General features: G+C 38.4%; 17 protein-coding genes. 3 read left to right on the forward strand and 14 right to left on the reverse strand.

Features of this window, described 5'->3' with window-relative positions; translation table 11 throughout:
- Positions 1-195: 195 nt before the first annotated feature.
- From ACKVEV_RS07225 to ACKVEV_RS07245, 5 genes are all read right to left on the reverse strand, one after another.
- Positions 196-1,065: a metal ABC transporter permease gene (locus ACKVEV_RS07225; RefSeq protein ID WP_409369728.1), complete on the reverse strand. Its 870-nt coding sequence runs from the start codon at positions 1,063-1,065 to the stop codon at positions 196-198.
- Positions 1,062-1,934, reverse strand: a complete 873-nt coding sequence (locus ACKVEV_RS07230) for a metal ABC transporter permease (RefSeq protein ID WP_409369729.1) — start codon at positions 1,932-1,934, stop codon at positions 1,062-1,064. Before ACKVEV_RS07230 ends, ACKVEV_RS07225 begins: the two co-directional genes overlap by 4 nt.
- Positions 1,928-2,677 (reverse strand): metal ABC transporter ATP-binding protein, encoded by a 750-nt coding sequence (locus ACKVEV_RS07235; protein ID WP_409369730.1) that lies wholly within the window; start codon positions 2,675-2,677, stop codon positions 1,928-1,930. Before ACKVEV_RS07235 ends, ACKVEV_RS07230 begins: the two co-directional genes overlap by 7 nt.
- An 8-nt stretch (positions 2,678-2,685) precedes the next feature.
- Entirely contained in the window at positions 2,686-3,600 is a 915-nt protein-coding gene (locus ACKVEV_RS07240; protein WP_409370519.1) for a metal ABC transporter solute-binding protein, Zn/Mn family, read from the reverse strand.
- Between the two features lie 608 nt (positions 3,601-4,208).
- The gene (locus ACKVEV_RS07245) at positions 4,209-4,373 is read right to left on the reverse strand and encodes a hypothetical protein (RefSeq protein WP_409369731.1); all 165 of its coding nucleotides are present in this window, start codon (positions 4,371-4,373) and stop codon (positions 4,209-4,211) included.
- Positions 4,374-4,701: 328 nt separating this feature from the next.
- On the opposite strand from ACKVEV_RS07245, the gene ACKVEV_RS07250 reads away from it, so the two are divergent.
- Positions 4,702-5,727, forward strand: a complete 1,026-nt coding sequence (locus ACKVEV_RS07250; protein WP_409369732.1) for an S-layer homology domain-containing protein — start codon at positions 4,702-4,704, stop codon at positions 5,725-5,727.
- Positions 5,728-5,876: 149 nt separating this feature from the next.
- On the opposite strand, the gene ACKVEV_RS07255 is transcribed toward ACKVEV_RS07250, so the two are convergent.
- From ACKVEV_RS07255 to ACKVEV_RS07270, 4 genes are all read right to left on the reverse strand, one after another.
- Positions 5,877-6,926 (reverse strand): 2,3-butanediol dehydrogenase, encoded by a 1,050-nt coding sequence (locus ACKVEV_RS07255; RefSeq protein ID WP_409369733.1) that lies wholly within the window; start codon positions 6,924-6,926, stop codon positions 5,877-5,879.
- A gap of 20 nt (positions 6,927-6,946) precedes the next feature.
- Positions 6,947-7,585, reverse strand: coding sequence for a GntR family transcriptional regulator (locus ACKVEV_RS07260; RefSeq protein WP_409369734.1), 639 nt, complete (start codon positions 7,583-7,585; stop codon positions 6,947-6,949).
- Between the two features lie 328 nt (positions 7,586-7,913).
- Positions 7,914-9,623: an adenine deaminase gene (gene ade / locus ACKVEV_RS07265; protein ID WP_409370520.1), complete on the reverse strand. Its 1,710-nt coding sequence runs from the start codon at positions 9,621-9,623 to the stop codon at positions 7,914-7,916.
- Positions 9,624-9,895: 272 nt separating this feature from the next.
- Positions 9,896-10,321 carry a pyridoxamine 5'-phosphate oxidase family protein gene (locus ACKVEV_RS07270; protein WP_409369735.1) on the reverse strand — a complete coding sequence of 142 codons (426 nt, stop codon included), beginning with the start codon at positions 10,319-10,321 and terminating at the stop codon, positions 9,896-9,898.
- Positions 10,322-10,483: 162 nt separating this feature from the next.
- On the opposite strand from ACKVEV_RS07270, the gene ACKVEV_RS07275 reads away from it, so the two are divergent.
- Positions 10,484-11,110, forward strand: a complete 627-nt coding sequence (locus ACKVEV_RS07275; RefSeq protein WP_409369736.1) for a YczE/YyaS/YitT family protein — start codon at positions 10,484-10,486, stop codon at positions 11,108-11,110.
- Positions 11,111-11,182: 72 nt separating this feature from the next.
- On the opposite strand, the gene ACKVEV_RS07280 is transcribed toward ACKVEV_RS07275, so the two are convergent.
- The 5 genes from ACKVEV_RS07280 to ACKVEV_RS07300 form a co-directional block, all read right to left on the reverse strand.
- Positions 11,183-11,818, reverse strand: coding sequence for a 50S ribosomal protein L25/general stress protein Ctc (locus ACKVEV_RS07280; RefSeq protein ID WP_409369737.1), 636 nt, complete (start codon positions 11,816-11,818; stop codon positions 11,183-11,185).
- Between the two features lie 200 nt (positions 11,819-12,018).
- Positions 12,019-12,885, reverse strand: coding sequence for an ABC transporter ATP-binding protein (locus ACKVEV_RS07285; RefSeq protein WP_409369738.1), 867 nt, complete (start codon positions 12,883-12,885; stop codon positions 12,019-12,021).
- Positions 12,886-13,209: 324 nt separating this feature from the next.
- On the reverse strand, positions 13,210-14,124 hold the full coding sequence (locus tag ACKVEV_RS07290; RefSeq protein WP_409369739.1) for an S-layer homology domain-containing protein: 915 nt from the start codon (positions 14,122-14,124) through the stop codon (positions 13,210-13,212).
- A gap of 150 nt (positions 14,125-14,274) precedes the next feature.
- Positions 14,275-14,964, reverse strand: coding sequence for a YjjG family noncanonical pyrimidine nucleotidase (locus tag ACKVEV_RS07295; protein ID WP_409369740.1), 690 nt, complete (start codon positions 14,962-14,964; stop codon positions 14,275-14,277).
- Positions 14,965-15,050: 86 nt separating this feature from the next.
- A complete protein-coding gene (locus ACKVEV_RS07300; RefSeq protein ID WP_409369741.1) occupies positions 15,051-15,419 on the reverse strand; it encodes a hypothetical protein in 369 nt (122 codons plus the stop codon).
- A gap of 497 nt (positions 15,420-15,916) precedes the next feature.
- Between ACKVEV_RS07300 and yfkAB the strand changes: the two genes are divergently transcribed.
- On the forward strand, positions 15,917-17,029 hold the full coding sequence (gene yfkAB, locus ACKVEV_RS07305) for a radical SAM/CxCxxxxC motif protein YfkAB (protein WP_409369742.1): 1,113 nt from the start codon (positions 15,917-15,919) through the stop codon (positions 17,027-17,029).
- Positions 17,030-17,230 lie beyond the last annotated feature (201 nt).

A 17,230-nucleotide genomic window follows, 5' to 3' on the forward strand; every position in this document is an offset into this window, starting at 1 on the left:
CAAAAGTATACTATTTTTATAGAAAGTGAAAATCATGCAAAAGGATGAATTGTGCCATTACGATACAATTCGTTTATCTTCATTCAACTATTTTACGAAAATCACGACAACACAAAAATAAAGAGATGAGGATTTTTTATGATCCTCATCTCTTAATGCCTCTTTTTCAAACCTATCCCAACATAGGTATTATGTTTATAAACCTTCTAATTTCCCGACGAGCGATTTTCGTTTATGCTGGACGAGCTTTTGAGCGAATAACGTAACGATAAATAGAATGCCGACCGCAGTGGCCATCATGCCTGCAATCGAAGTGTCCCAAAGTTTCGCCAAATAATAGCCGATAATCGCCGATGCCCCTCCATATAACATACTCAATAGGAACATTTGTTTAATTGATTTACTAATTAAATTAGCCGTTGCAGCAGGTCCAATTAACATTGCGACGACTAAAATTGCCCCAACACTATCAAATGCTGCAACAGTCGTGAAGGAAATGGAAGTCATAAAAGCATAATGCAAAAATAGTATCGGCACACCAATTGACGCTGCATAAACGGCATCAAATGTTGCGAGTTTCATTTCCTTAAAGAATAATAAGAGGAACGCGATATTGATCAATAATACGAGCGCTAGTATCCAAACGGCTTTCGGCATTGTAATCGACAAGAACGTCCATTTATCCCACGGAACAAATGCAATTTCGCCCATTAAAATATGTTCCACATCTAAGTGCACATTGCTAGCAAATAATGTGATTAGTAGTACACCAGCAGCAAATAAAGTCGTAAAAACAACACCAATTGCAGCATCTTGCTGTATACCCGAAGTATGGAGTAATTGGACTAAATAAGCGGTTAAAATCCCTGCAACCGCGGCACCTACTAACATCCAAAAGCCATTTAATGTTTGCGTGATGATAAAGGCCATGACAATTCCGAATAGTACTGTATGGCTTATGGCATCTGCAATCATTGACATCTTACGTAATATTAAAAAAACACCAGCCATGCCACACGTGATACCTACCAATAGACCCGTAATAATGACCCATAATTCAATCATCCAAGCTCACCTTGCTTTCGGAACTGTTTTTTTCTAAGAAACTTATTAATTTGCCCCGTTGGACTAATTAAGTAGGATATAAAGAAAATGGCAGCCGCTACTAAAACAATTAATGGCCCTGTCGATAAACCGGATCGTGTAGCACTAACAAAGGTTCCAACAATGCCTGATAAGCCACCAATCGCGGCACTAAGGACAAGCATCGAACTTAGTTTTTTTGTCCATAATCTAGCACTGACAGCCGGAATAATTAACAGTGCTGACATTAAAATAACGCCAACTGATTGGATGCCTGTTACAATCGTCATAACAATTAAGACGGTTAACGTCGCTTTTAATGCTTCAATCGGCAACCCAATTCCTTTCGCATATACAGGATCAAAGATTAGAAGCTTCCATTCTTTATAAAACAACAAACTTACTAAGATGATAATGGTTGCACTAATAAATAACCATGTTAAGTCCGCTTTAGTCATTGTAGCCGCTTTACCAAAAATAAAATTATTTAGGCCACTTTGATTTCCTAACGGACTATGATTGACAACGGTCAAAAATACAACGCCTACTCCAAAAAATACAGTTAGCACTAAACCAATTGCTGCATCTGCTTTCATTTTAGAAAATGACACAATCCATTGGATACAATAGACAGACAAAGCTGAAGTAATACCTGCTCCAAGCATTAAGATCGGTAAATCTTTTTGTCCAGTTAATAAAAATGCTAAGGCAATACCAGGCAATGCTGCATGTGCTGCAGCATCACCTACTAAACTTTGTTTTTGAAGAAAGGAAAACGTACCGGTTATACCCGCTGCAATCCCAAGCAGCATCGTACCCATTAATACCCAAAGCAAGTTACCACTTAACATACGACTTCCGCCCCTATCGTCTCTTGCATCATAAAGAGCTTACCACCGTAAGTTTTTTGTAGTTGTTCTGGTGTAAAGACATCTTCTGTATTGCCTGATGCTAAAATCGTTTTATTCAACAAAATCGTATAATCAAAGTATTCTTTTACTGTTTGTAAATCATGGTGTACGACAAAAATACTTTTTCCCTGTGCCCTTAAGCTTTTTAAAATATCAATGATAGTTTTTTCTGTTGCCGCATCTACCCCGGCAAACGGTTCATCTAAAAAATAGATATTGGCATTTTGCGTTAACGCTCTTGCTAAAAACACACGCTGTTGTTGACCTCCAGATAATTGGCCAATCGAACGCTCCGCAAATTCTTGCATACCAACACTTTCCAATGCTTGCTTTGCTAGAAGTTTGTCTTGTTTAGAAGGGCGTTTAAATAACCCAGTATGTCCATAGCGTCCCATTAACACAATATCGAGCGCATTCGTTGGGAAATCCCAATCGACTGCATTTCGTTGAGGTACATAGCCGACAACTAAACTTTTTGGGTCAAATAACTTGCCCAGTATTTCTACTTTACCAACCTTATTTGGTAATTGATTTAATATCGCTTTTAAAAACGTCGATTTACCTGCCCCATTTGGCCCTATAATTGCCGTTAGTCGGCCTGTCGGCACTGTCACGTTGGCATTTTCCAATACGGTTTTTTTATCATAAGCAACCGATAAATTTTCAACTGTTAAAGCATTCATTTGTCCACCTACTTCAATGCATCGACAATAGTGTCGATGTTATGTTGATACATCCCAACGTATGTGCCTTCTTCTGTTCCTTCAGCACCCATGGCATCTGAGAATAATTCCCCTCCAATGGCAACATCATGCCCTTTTTGTTTTGCCCCTTCGATCACAGCTTTCATCGCTTTATCCGATACGCTTGACTCTACAAAAATTGCTTTGATTTTGTTATCTACTAAAAAGTCAACCATTTCCTGTACGTCTTTCACACCGTACTCGGCTTCTGTACTGAGTCCTTGTAAACCGCGTACTTCAAAACCTTGGCTCTCACCAAAATAATTGAAGGCATCATGTGCTGTTACTAAAATGCGTTGTTTATCTGGGATTTCACTAATCCGTTTATTTGCATACGATTGTAATTCGTCTAATTTTTTTAAGTAGGCTGTTTCATTGGCTTTAAAATCATCCTTAAACGCTGGATATTCTTCCACAAGTGTTTTCGCTACCGCATCAACAACTTGTTTCCACAGGTCAATGTTAAACCAAATATGCGGATCATGTAACAGCCCTTCATCTTCACTATCGAGTAGCATTGTTTTATCTAATTTATCGCCTACAGCTAGCACGGTTTTATCTTTTGACATTTGCTCAAAAATATCGAGCATTTGCCCTTCTAATTGTAAACCGTTATAAAAAATGACTTCAGCATTTTCTAACTTCGATAAATCGCTTTGTGTTGCCTTGTATAAATGTGGATCTACACCTGGCCCCATCAAAGCGGAAACAGTTAAATGGTCGCCGCCAATTTCTTTAATTACATCAGCAATATGCCCTGTCGTTGCCACAACGACTCCTTCCTTTTTGCCTGTCGCATCTTTCTCTGCACTACAACCGACAAGGAACATCATTAACATCACTACACCTAAAAAACGTTTCATTCCGATACCCGTTGTCAAAACCTTATAAAACATCATCAAATTTCGTCTACTCCTTGCTTTACCGCGCCCGATTTTGCGTATAGCTACTGTCAATTATGTCGAATAGCTTCAAGCTATAATCGGATACAATAATGCAAACAAATTAGTCGAATCATCGTTTGACGACTACTTGAAACGTACTTGGATAGCCCACTTGCCTCTTCACCTTTCAACAAAGCTTTGCCATCCTACATTACGGAAGAAGGGTTCACACTTAACTGTTTTCATCAAATTCATGCTTTTATTGGTATTTGCTTTTGAATTGTTACAGCTTTTGTTGCCCATTGACTTGCAAAAGTTATCTATCATTTTTCATCCTTTCAAGCACTGAAGAAGGTGTAATTCTTCCTTTTTAACTTTCATGATGAAGTGATAGGCGGGTAAGTGTTAATGGACGTTGAAGTAAACGTTATACGTTAATTGTTTTATAATGTTGCGTGTTTTGATTAAACGGTTTCCTCCTTACTCTTTTTATAATTTACGAGAAATGCTTCGCTGCAACTTGCGGAAACATTTCTCATAGTTCCCTAAAGAATTTGTTTCGTTTTACTATTGTTGTTGGCTCATCGTCAATTATTCATCATGCATTTTTTCATCAGCTGTTTCCAGCCCACCCAAAAAATAATGATTGAAATGGCTACGCCAACAGATTGGGTCATTTTCCACAACATCGTCAGAAACACTAGTATCCCTAGCGGAAGAATCGTTAGTTTTAAATCATCCAACTCTTTCATACAGTCACTCTTCTTTCTTTTACGATATTTTGTTTCCCTTAGGAAAAATATATGCTTAACACAAAGAAATTTCAACTGTTTTATAAAAATTTCTTTTAAAAAAATTTTTTCTTGCAAATTTTTCATTTTGCCTATACAAAATGCACCTCCGATATTTGTCTGCGTTCTACAAAAATTAGAGGTGCTTATTACGTTGGTTACGGCTTCCCTCTCGTAAAACGACGTAATGATAAATCCCACATTTTTCTAAAACACAAAGGAATTATTTGCAGTTTCCATCTATATCCTGCAAACTAAATAGTAAATTAGCTAGAAAGGAAGTAGGTTAATGAAACAATTATTTTGTCTGTTATTGCTTTCATTACTTGTCGTAGCTGGAAACATGAAAGTGGAGGCAGCTGGTTTTAAAGATGTACCAGAAGATCATTATGCTTATGAGGCCGTTTTGTGGGCACAGGAATATGAGATTATCGATGGCTATGCAGACGGCACCTTTAAGCCGAATGCAATTATTACCGAGCAACAATTTGCCAAGTTACTTGCTAATTATTATGAATTGGAGGCACCTGATGATGAGTTGAAAAAGCAAACGCCTGTCGCCAACTGGTCAGATGCCTATTATAATCGTCTCGCAAGTTATGGTGTTCCGCTTAATGGATACTTACATAACCATATCCGAGCAGCTGCAATAAAGCGCGGTGTCGTTGCACAGGCGATTACTCACCTTGCCCAGGGCAAGCGCGGTCTCAATGAATCCATTCAATTTTTACTCGATTCTTACATTTCCACTGGTCAAAATGAGTACTATGAAAATCGGGACTTGCAAAAATTTTTCGGCGTTTCCAACAATATGACACGCGCGCAAGTTGTGACATTGCTGCATCGCATGGACTCGAGAAATTTTTACACGCTATCTGATGATGCACAATCCATTTATGAAAACCAGAGCAATGCTTCTTTAAATGTAAGAGCGACTAATGCGCAGCATCAGCTCGATAAATCGATGCAGCAAGGGGTACTAGCGAACAGTATTTGGGAAGGAACCTATACGTATTATTACAAATGGGGCAAAGGAGCGAATGACTTTAATCGCCGCGACGCCATTATTTCCAATGCAACAAGTAAAACTTTCGATATTTCCTTAACTACCAATGATGGACTTCAGTCAGGGAGCGTAGAGGGAACGGCGACGATTACTGCTAGCACGAAAGCTGTCATGAATAAATCGGTCAATGGGAACCGTTGCGTGCTGGAATTCGAGCTATTAAAAAATGCCCTCAAAATCATGGAAGTCGATTGCCGCTCCGAGCATGAGGAAGGCACAAATTTTTCAGGTACATTAAAAAAACAATAACGCCAGTAAGTCCCCACGATAAAAGCGAAAAACTTCATTTTCCTTGCATAGGTGTTTACTTTTGCCGTAAATAAAAAGAAAGAGAGAACTATGATTAGTTCTCTCTTAATGGATTGTAAGAAAAGGAGTATGTTAATTTTCGTGTTGATTTATTTTTCGCCGCTTAACTCGACTAATATTTTGGATTGTGTTTTGTCGTTTGTTAACGCTTCAAATCCTTTGTCCACGATCTCATCTAATTTGATTTGACTTGTAATAATGCCTTGTGGATTTAGTTGACCAGCTGCCATTGCATCAATTGTTCTTTGGAACATGGTTGGTGTGTAAACAATGGAAGATAACAGATTGACACCCGTGTTTGTAAGATGGATTGGATTCCACTCGATTGGTCTTGCAAAAATAGAGACAATCATCATATTGCCACGCGCTTTTGTTACATCAATAGCTTGTTTAAATGTTGGCGCAACGCCAGCAACTTCAAAGGACACATCTACGCCATCGGCTACAATAGCACGAACCGCTTGTACTGGGTCCTCTTTGCCCGAGTTAATGATATGTGTTGCACCTAATTCTTTCGCTTTTTCCAATCGGTTATCAGATAGATCTAAGACGATAACTTTGCTCGCCCCAGACGCTTTCGCAGCAATCACTGTTAATAAACCAATAGGCCCAGCACCGAACACTGCAACGGCATCCCCTAAAGTGACACCAGCATCTTTTACAGCTTGTACAGCTACTGCCATCGGTTCTACTAATGCCCCATCTTGTAAAGTTAAATTGTCAGCTAGACGATGGATATTGGATTCAGGTACGTTCGCATATTTAGCAAACCCACCGTTTCCATGTAATCCGATGAAATTAAAACCATCATAGCGATCGATATCTTCATGTTTTGTTCTATATGTTAAAGTAGGATTGATGACTACACGGTCTCCTACTTTAAAGTTTTTAACTTGAGAACCAACTTCTTCGATGACACCAGCAAATTCGTGACCCATTGTTATTGGTGCAACTTCATTCGTTAAATCTGCTTTTGCATCCACTGGGATGAATACTGGACCTTCTTGATATTCATGTAAATCACTTCCACAAATACCTGCCCATGCTACTTTTACTTTCACTTCATCATCTCTTAAAGCTCGTAAGTCAACTTCTTCCACTCTAATATCTTTTACACCATGCCAAACTGCTGCTTTCATACAATAATCCCCTTTAAAATTTAATTAAAATGATGCCATAAAATAACATCTTTAATAGCATTTCGGGCATTTTCAAAATCCGATTTTTCTATACACTTGATAAACGTATGAATGGACATATGATAGGATTCAACGAGATTCATTTTCCATTTTGTTTGTGCAGCAACATTTGTAACAAATATCGTTTCTTTAAAGAAACGTAGCATCGCAATATTTCCAGTGATTTCAAAAAACAATTCTAACAAATGGGCAAACGCTACAACATATTCGTAAATATTTTTCGCGGACTTTCTTTGTTCCATCGTCTCAAACCGAAGTAAAAGTTCATGTTGAAATGCGGCAGTCCATTTTGTTTCACAATTTTTTAGTGCCAGATCTAACAAGTAATAAAGGGTCTCTAAATAATCCTTCAATTCCTGATCCGAAATTATTTTTACACTTACACCTTTATGTTGTATTTTTTCCACTACCCCATCTTTTTGTAAAAGATAAAGTGCCTCTCTTACAGGTGCATGACTTACTTGTAACTCTTTAGCAATTTCCGACTCAATCAAACGCTGACCTTGTTCATAATGACCTGAAAATATGCGAAATAATAATTGCTCAGCTATTTGTTCTGCAATTGTCTTTTTCGAAATTGAACTTTCATTAAAACCCATCAAACCACTCCAATAAATTTATATCTCTTTATTTTAATAGTTCTGTGTATAGGATGGCTAGTAAAAATGTTATTTATTATAGATTATCGATAATCTATAAACGTTATTCTAATATGAAAACGCTTCGATTTCAAACATTTTGATTGCAAAGCCGTTAGTTCGCTTGAGTGTTATGAACAACTAAAAAGGAAATACAGACAAAACACAGAAAAAATCGACTTATATAAGAATTCATCACCGTTTTATCTAACTCGTCATTTTCTATCTATTTTCCAACTAAATAAAAAAACGCCCTGAATGCATTTAGCTTTCAGGACGTTTTTCATCATTATACTTCAATCGAAATATGTTGGAACGTTGTAACATCAAATAAACCTGTATCTGTTAACTTTAATGCTGGGATAACTGGCAATGCTACAAACGAAAATGTTAAAAGAAAATGGAAATCTAAATGGGGGTTGAGTTCATTTAGTGCCTTGTGTAAACGGGCTAACTGCATTTGAGCCTCATGAGCAGTTGCATCTGTCATTAAACCGCCTATTGTTAGCGGCATTTCCGCTAAAATTTTGCCGTCTGCTACAATCACAAATCCCCCTTGTATGGCTTGCAGGCGATTCAGTGCTAGCACCATATCTTCATCATTCGTTCCTACGACTAACGCATTATGAGAGTCGTGGGCTACTGTCGTTGCAACGGCCCCTTTTTGCAAGCCAAAACCTTTGACAATACCAAGCCCTGTTGTATGCAAATGATGATGGCGCTCAATTACGGCAAGCTTTAGTAAATCTTGCGCTACAGATGGTACAAAGACACCATCTTTGACCGGTACATCCATTACTAAATGGTTCGTAATTAGCTGATTAGGAACGATTTCCATAACATTGGCTTTGGATCCTTTTGTAAATGGAATGGCTAGTCTGTCAGTCGTCACAGATGGCAAGTGAACCGACTGCTGAATATGAGCAGGCACTTCAAGTTTTGTACGACCTGTCAGCATTTTGCCGTTGTCAGCAACTTTCACGCCATTTTTCCAAACAGCTTTCGCACGCATTTCTTTGACATCTTCTACTAATACAAAATCGGCTTTATAGCCTGGCGCTAAAACGCCACGATCGTACAAACGATAGCATTCTGCCACGTTGAGTGTAGCTAATTGAATAGCTTGTAATGGCTCCATTCCTTGTGCAATCGCCATTTTCACATCAAAGTTGATGCTACCTTCTTCTAGTAACTCATCTACATACTTGTCATCTGTACAAAAGCCAAAGCGACGTGCATTCATTGTATTGACAGCTGGCAATAAATCACGCAAATTTTTAGCCGCTGAGCCTTCACGAATTAAAACATACATGCCTTGCTCAATGCGGTCTAACGCTTCTTCTGCTGTCACACATTCATGGTCGGTCTGAATGCCCGCTGCACGGTAACCTGTAATTTGGGCGCTAGATAAGCCTGCGCAATGGCCATCTACTACAAAATTCCCTTGTTGAGCTAACATGATTTTTTCAAGCATACTCGCTTCACCATTTAGCACAGCAGGAAAATCCATCACCTCTGCTATACCACGGACATAGTCATTGTGCATAAAAGGCGCTAAGTCTGCTGCCGTAAGTGTCGCGCCAGCATGCTCAAATGGCGTGCCTGGCACACTCGAAGGTAGCATTACGAAAATATCCATTTCCGCTTTTTTTGCATCGTCTAGCATAAACTGAATGCCTTCTGCGCCTGCAACATTGGCAATTTCATGTGGATCCGTAATGACGGTCGTTACGCCGTGAGGAACAAGGACACGACTAAATTCGGCAGGTGTAAGCATTGACGATTCAATATGTATATGACCATCAATTAAGCCAGGGATAACATATTGCCCAGCCGCATCTTCTTCATGTTTTGCAAAAAAAACGTTTTGTCTATCAAGGGCTACTATGTGGCCATTTTTTACGACAATATCGGCTTTTTTCCACGTCAATGTAAAGACGTCTGCGACTTGCGCATTACGTAAAATGAAATCTGCTTCTACTTTCCCCTGTGATGCCATGATGTTTTGTGTGAGCTGCTGTAATTTTTCCACCAATTGATGCACTCCCTTTTTCTTTTAAAACCTATCATGCATGAATGACGAATGAGATTCAAGTCTTGGAGATGGTTTACTTTCATTTTTCGATTCCATTTTCCAAAACAAAAGAAAACGGCCATCTATTCATGGTCGTTTTCAATGTAGCCAAACTTATAGCGCAGTCACCGATTGTAGGGGATGGCCTCACATCAATCAGCATGTCATACATGTTGATTTAAAGGCCACTAACCTATCTATTGATGGTCGTTTGTAAACTCTAATTCTTTCGGTGGCTCTCCTTTTTTGTTCATTAAGCGCATGCGGATCGGTTCAATTTTAAGTGTCACCATTTCATCTTTGTTACCAATGAAAATACCAGTGAAAAATTCTGCCAATTTATTTTTTAACCCTTCCTCCTGGATTTCCGTGAGCTTGCCTTCAATTTCTACAAACGTATCGCCAAAACCGCCATTATCATAACCCAATAAAATATGTGTATACGGATTTTTCCGTAGTTCATCCATTTTCTCTGAGTGTTTATTTGTCACTGTATATAACACGAAGTCTTCATGTTGGAATGTCATATAGCGTGAATACGGCTTACCATTTTCCACTGTTGCCATTGTTCCAATTTTTTCTCGATTTAATACTTCTAAAATTTCATCGCGTACTGAAGTCATTTCATCTCATCCTTTCTTCGTCATTGTTATTTTACCCCTCCTACCTAAAGCTAAACCGCTTTTTTTTGAAAAATATGAAATGACTATTTTCGGGGTTTTTCTAAAACTCTTGCTATAATGTTTTGTTGGGCAACATGAATTTTCAGAATGAGGTTTTTAAATATGAAGCAAGCTTTTTTTACACGGTGTCTCTTCTTTATTGCTGGCATCTTGATTTTATCTTTAGGCATTACGTTAACAATTAAAGGACAATTTTTTGGCGTCGGTTCATGGGATGTCTTACATATAGGATTAGCCAAAACGTTCGGTCTTACTATTGGTACTTGGTCGATACTTATCGGTCTAGCGATTTTAGCTTTTGATATGATGGTGACCAAGAAGTTTCCTTTACCAGGCACATTTGCAGATATGTTTTTAGCTGGTATTTTTATTGATATTTTCAACTTTTGGCTCCCTGATATTGAGGGCTTTTGGATGCAGTTATTTGCCTACCTTACGGGCTTGCTTTTACTCGGTTGGGGCTGTGGTATGTATATGGTCGCGAATTTAGGGATTGGCCCACGCGACACATTAATGCTACTAATGGTTCATAAGCTTGGCTGGAGTGTGACACGTGCACGCACGTTAATGGAAGTAACGGTAGCAATCATTGGGTTCTTACTCGGCGGCCCTATCGGCATTGGGACAGTCCTTATGGCATTTGGTCTTGGTCCAATCGTACAAGTCGCATTAACTTACAATGAAAAACTATTTATGAAATGGACTGGCGTGAAAAGTGCTGTCATTTAAAAATAAATGGACAAAAAGCTTGTGAAATAAACATTTTCACAAGCTTTTTTTATTAGCTGTTTCCACTATTTTTTACTCTCGTGGTTCCGCTGTATTTTGACCTGTCGTTTCGATAGCTTCAGGTGTACTATCAACCGTATCATCCTCTTGCACATTTTCTGCTGCTGGAGGTGTGATGGTCACTAATGTATAGTCATCCTCATGTAATATCTCAAATTGGAAGTTTTGACGTATATCTCCAACGTACAGTGAAGTGCCGATCGCTACATTCGTTACATCAATTTCTACTGTTTCAGGTATATCTGAAGGTTGGACTTTAATGCGAATATCACGATTTGGCTGTAACAGGAAACCGCCATCTTTCACACCTATTGCATCACCTATCACGGTCACTGGAATCTCGACTTCGAGCTCCTCTGACATATTGATGGATTTAAAATCAACATGCTTTACATGACCTTTTAATGCACAGCGTTGGACTTCATTTAAGACGGCATTTATTTTTTTGCCCTCCACATCTAGTTGAAAGACACTTTTGCTACCAAATTCGCTTAATACTTTTGCGAACATTCGGGCATCAAGCGATATCGATGTGGGTTCCATTTGATAACCGTAAACGACACCAGGAATAGCACCACTTTGTCTTAGTTTTGTTAATGATGAGCGTTGTCCTTTTTGACGTTTTGTTACATTTAATGTGGTACTCATTAATATTTTCCCCTTTCGTGAAACTAGTCTCATAAAAGGTTTTGCCCGATATTGTAATTTTTATACCTTTTGACGCTGTTCACGGCCAAGTTGAATTTTGTTATTTCCTGGATTTTCGCTCTTCAAATAGTTATATAGAGCGTACGATGTCAATGGTATCCGTCGTTTCTGTTACCATACTCATTGCATAGCGCTTTGTATTAGGTTTCCTCCTGTCTTACCCAATATCCTTGTTTATATTCATATAAATCACCAGAACTCTTTTTTGACCATGCATCGATAAGTCGCTCAAGCGAATATTGCTTATCTTTCGCAGCTAACAGTGCCTTTGTATAAGAATGGACAGGTTGCATTAAAATACATTCCGCAGGGCCATACTCCATAATTTGCCCATGACGCATGACAATTATAATGTCGGCCATTTTTGCAATCACACTTAAATCATGTGAAACAATAAGCATGCTCGTGTTCGTTTGCTGTTGGTACAATGCTAAGTCCTCTAAAATTTCAAGCTGTGTCAGCGTATCTAGTGCTGTTGTTGGGTCATCTGCTAATAATAGCTTTGGGCTAAGGCTGGTGGTGAGGGCAATCATAATACGTTGAAGCATGGCTATGCTTAATTCATGCGGATATTTTTTTAATATCGTTACAGCTGGCAATTGAAAACGCGCTAGGTGCTCAGTTGCTATTTTTAAGGCATGGTGTTTTTTTATAGAAGCATGTGCTTGTAACGTTTCGATAAAATGTTCGCCTATTGTCGCAGCTGGATTAAACATGGCCATCGGATTTTGCCTAATGAGTGCAATGTCATGACCTCGAAGTTGACGCAATTCATGCTCGTCCATTGTTAATAATGAGCGTCCTTCAAATAAAATATCGCCGTGATAGCGTCTTGAATCGCGAAAGAGCTGCATAATAGCCTGACACAACATCGATTTACCACTGCCACTCTCCCCAACGATACCGACTGTTTTACCTGCAGGAATAGTGATAGTAGCATCCGATAAAACTTGCTTTTCTTCATTTGCTGTTTGTATCCAAATAGAAAGTTGTTGTATTTCTAACATGTCGTATCTCCCTCCTCTATTTTTTGGATCCATGACATTTCCAAGCAGTGCTCCAAATCGTTGACAACAACAACAGTGACAGATATTTCAATACTACATAAAAAACTTCTTACTGGTGTCTTCCTTTATATACCCTAAAACAAAGTTCGTACATTCTTTTCATTTCACATACGCAATTTGTAATGATAACCATTATCAATATTGCTAGAATTTTAATGGATTCTTATCATTTTGTAAAGTAGTACTTCTATTAAAAAAACCTTTTCTTCCAATGAAGGATGAAAAGGTTTTTAGGAGTGCCAGGCACCCAAACAATTCTGACAATTAAAGTCTACCAGCAACTTGTAATGTTACAGCCAACATTTTTGCGAATTGAGCTCGTGTTATTGGTTCGTTTGGCTGTAGCTTCTCAGTCTCGTCCAAAGCACCAATTGCATATAGTGTTTGCGAGTGACGCAATAATTCTCCTTGGAAGCTACGACTATCTTCAAATGGTAAAGACGGCGCTTCTTCATGGACAAAATCGACGGCATCTAATGTGCGCCCGAGCATTAATATCGCCTGCTGCCGTGTTATTTTACCGTGCGGATCAAAAATAGTGGGCGTTTTACCGTTAATAATACTTAATGCATGCAAAGCCCCGACATGCCCTCCATACCACGATGTTTTTTCATTTATATCTGTAAATTGTTTCGTTGGAACCTGTTGGAAGCCAAATGCACGCACGAGTAACACACTTAATTGTGCACGTGTTAATGTATCATGTACTCCGAAATAATCGGGTGTACGACCTCGTATAATGCCCCGTTCCGCCAAAGTTTGAATATAGCTGCTCGCTGATGACGTTGCGATATCTCGGAAATACAGTTGTTCTGGATACACAAACTTTAACTCAGCGTTGTTATGAAGTGTGGCAATCACTCGATCCCCTTCATCACGATAAGCAACAGGTTCCGTCACACCTTTTTTCAATACTTGCTGTAGCACGCCAGATTGACCATTTTTAAAAATGACCACTTCCAGCGGCTGACGATTATTGACAATATTCGCTTTAATGCTATAAATGCCATTTTTTTCAGTTGCCGATATCGCAGCACCATAGGCGGAATATACCGTCATATTTTCTGTTTTCGTATGTACATACTGTGTTGGTTGTTCATAGGCAGACACTTCTTGTGGCAAAGCGATGCATGCACCTAGCAGGACTCCTATGAGCGTTGTTTGAATTATTCCTTTCATAATGCTCCTCCCTTTTTTATTGGCTAAACCTATCATAAGCGATTTATTAGTGTAAAAATATAGTATTTTTATCATGTAATTCCACAATGTAAAAAAACTTCACCTACTACTAGTATATATTCTAATAGTTTGGCGAAGTTCCTTCATCGATTATTTATTTAATAACAACTGTAGTTCATGTAATTTTTTAATTTCATAATGTGGTTGAATATCTGTCGCATTGTTAATATTGCGAATGTTAAACCAGCAAGTATCGATTCCTGCTAGCAAACCACCTTTTACATCAGAAGTTAGCGAGTCCCCAATAATCAGAGTTTTATCTTTATCTAAACCGTCAATCCGATCAAAGACATAATCGAAAAAGGCGGGCATCGGTTTCTGATAGCCTGTTTGCTCTGAAATAAAAATAGCTTTAAAATATTTTGCTAAATCCGCATCTAGCAATCGTTTATTTTGTGTTTTTGTCACACCGTTTGAAACAACGTATAAATTATAGTTTTCCGCAAGTTGTGCAATCAGCTCATATGCCCCATCCACATAATGGTGCGCTTCCTGTAAATATTTCTGGAAAACTGTTTCAAAATATTCGCCGTCTACATCAATACCAAATTCCTTTAAAGCGATGGCAAATCGAGTATTATGTAGTGTGTTTTTCGTTACTTCCCCACGCTCAAAGGCACGCCACATAGACTCATTAATTTCTTTATAGCGAGCAATCATCGTTGGTGTCGTCGCAATATTTTCTTGCTCAAATAAACGGCTTAATGCTGATTCTTCAGCTAAATCAAAATCTAATAAAGTGTCATCCACATCAAATAATAGTGTTTCATACTTACTCAAAACGATTTCCTACTTTCTTTGTTACGGTCTTACCGCCTTGCTCTCTCTATCATAACGTTTTTTAGCAAAAATAGCAGTGCAAACACTCATTCTTTTCTTTGCATCGGCGTGTTTAAAGCAAATAGCCTTTTTTGAACTTCGTCTTGTACTTCACTTTTTAAAGCGTTAATGGCATACTGCAAATCCATGTCTTCGCCACGTGTGGCAATAGTGTAGATGCAAAAATATTCATCCAGTACCGTTAATCGCAATATTTTTAAGCCCTTTGCTTGCAACTGACTTTTTAATAATTTACATTCTCTTCGCAACGTAATCGTTTGCTGCTCGAACCATAAAGAGAACACTTCCGCCATTTTCATCGGTTCAATATATTGCCAATCCTTCATTAATGTGCGATGCATTAAATCAGCCACAATATAACGATGCAATAAATACCGCTCATCAGAGGTAATCATCGTACCCTCACCGCTTCCATTTTAAATACAAAATTGTATCTATATCGATACATGTTTGTTTAGTATTTTCATTCGCTAGGAAACTATGCTCACATGCATGTACGTTGATCATCATTGCGCTCCTCCGACATCAGTTCGAGCATCTTCACCTTCGATTTTTTCAAACTTCCCGCCTGCTGCATGCTCATTACTCCTTTCTTTAAAATTGCTCGAAGATCCATTTTACATTAAATGGGCATTCGGGCATCTGTTCGTTTTATTGTAGCGTTTATCTAATACATATTTATGTTTCTTATCCTTATTATAGAACAAATGTTCTATTTTTAGAAGAGGGAATATTTAGAAGGACTTTTTCGTCAATATACAGGAGCAAAAATAGCTGCCAATGCTTTGAAAATGAGCATTTAAACAAAAAAAAAGCTCGTTCAAAAATTTCATATTTGAAAATAGCAGCGAATATGAGACAATAGAATGCTAGAAAGGAAGATGTACGAATTATGACGACCTTACAAAAAATTACGCCGAGCTTTGATCCTTGGGAAGCGTATTTAGATGTTGAACAACATGGGCACATGACCCTATCAAATATTGAATTTACTACAACAAACCTTTGTAATATGCGCTGTGCGCACTGTGCAGTCGGCTATACATTGCAAAATAAAGACCCAGAGGCACTGCCAATGGACTTAATCACAAAACGCCTTGATGAAATTCCACATTTAAAAACACTTAGCATTACGGGTGGCGAGCCGATGATGTCTAAGAAATCCGTTCAAAATTATGTACTCCCCCTATTAAAATATGCACATGCACGTGGGGTTCGTACACAAATTAACTCGAACTTAACGATTGAGCCAGAACGTTATTTACTCATTGCCCCTTATTTAGATGTTTTACATATTTCACATAACTGGGGTACGGTAGATGAATTCGTTGAAACGGGCTTTGCGATGATGGAGCGAAAACCAACTTATGAACAGCGTGCAGCTTTGTTCCAACGCATGATTGATAACTCCAAAATGCTTGCAGAGCACGGTGTCATGGTATCAGCGGAAACAATGTTAAACAAAAAAACATTACCATACTTGGAGCATATCCATAACCAAATTATTAACGAGATGAAATGTGCGCGCCATGAAGTCCATCCGATGTACCCATCTGACTTTGCAAGCTCACTTACTTCTCTGTCATTAGAGGAAACACGTGCTGCCATCCATCATTTACTAGATGTACGTGATGACAATACTTGGATGCTATTTGGCACATTGCCATTCTATCCTTGTAGCAACAACGAGGAAGATCAAAAACTATTACAACGTTTACGACAGGCCAAAAATGTCACATTGCGGAATGATCCAGATGGTCGCTCTCGTCTTAATGTCAATATTTTCACGGGTGATGTCATCGTCACAGACTTTGGTGATGCATCGGCACTCGGTAATATCGTACAAGATGAATTACCAGCCATTTTTGATAAATGGATGGCGACAGATTTAGCAAAATCGCTAAACTGCCACTGCCCAGCTGTAAAATGCCTAGGTCCAAATGTTTTAGTAAAAAATATGTATTATCAAAACACAACTTTTACAAGTGGCTCGGCGAAACTTTAACAACAAAAAATGTCCAATGCAACTATATGCATTGGACATTTCTGTTATAGACATCGTTTAATTAACAGGTAAGGTTAGCTTGCCAAGATTGCATCCAATCAACTAAAAACGCCTACCATCCATTTCTAAGTAGTTTACAAAAAGTAATTACTAAAAACATACTATGAAGAAATACGTAGCGAGTTGCTTATCGTTCACTAT

Source organism: Lysinibacillus sp. 38-6 (assembly GCF_046245175.1).
Taxonomy (GTDB): Bacteria; Bacillota; Bacilli; order Bacillales_A; family Planococcaceae; genus Lysinibacillus.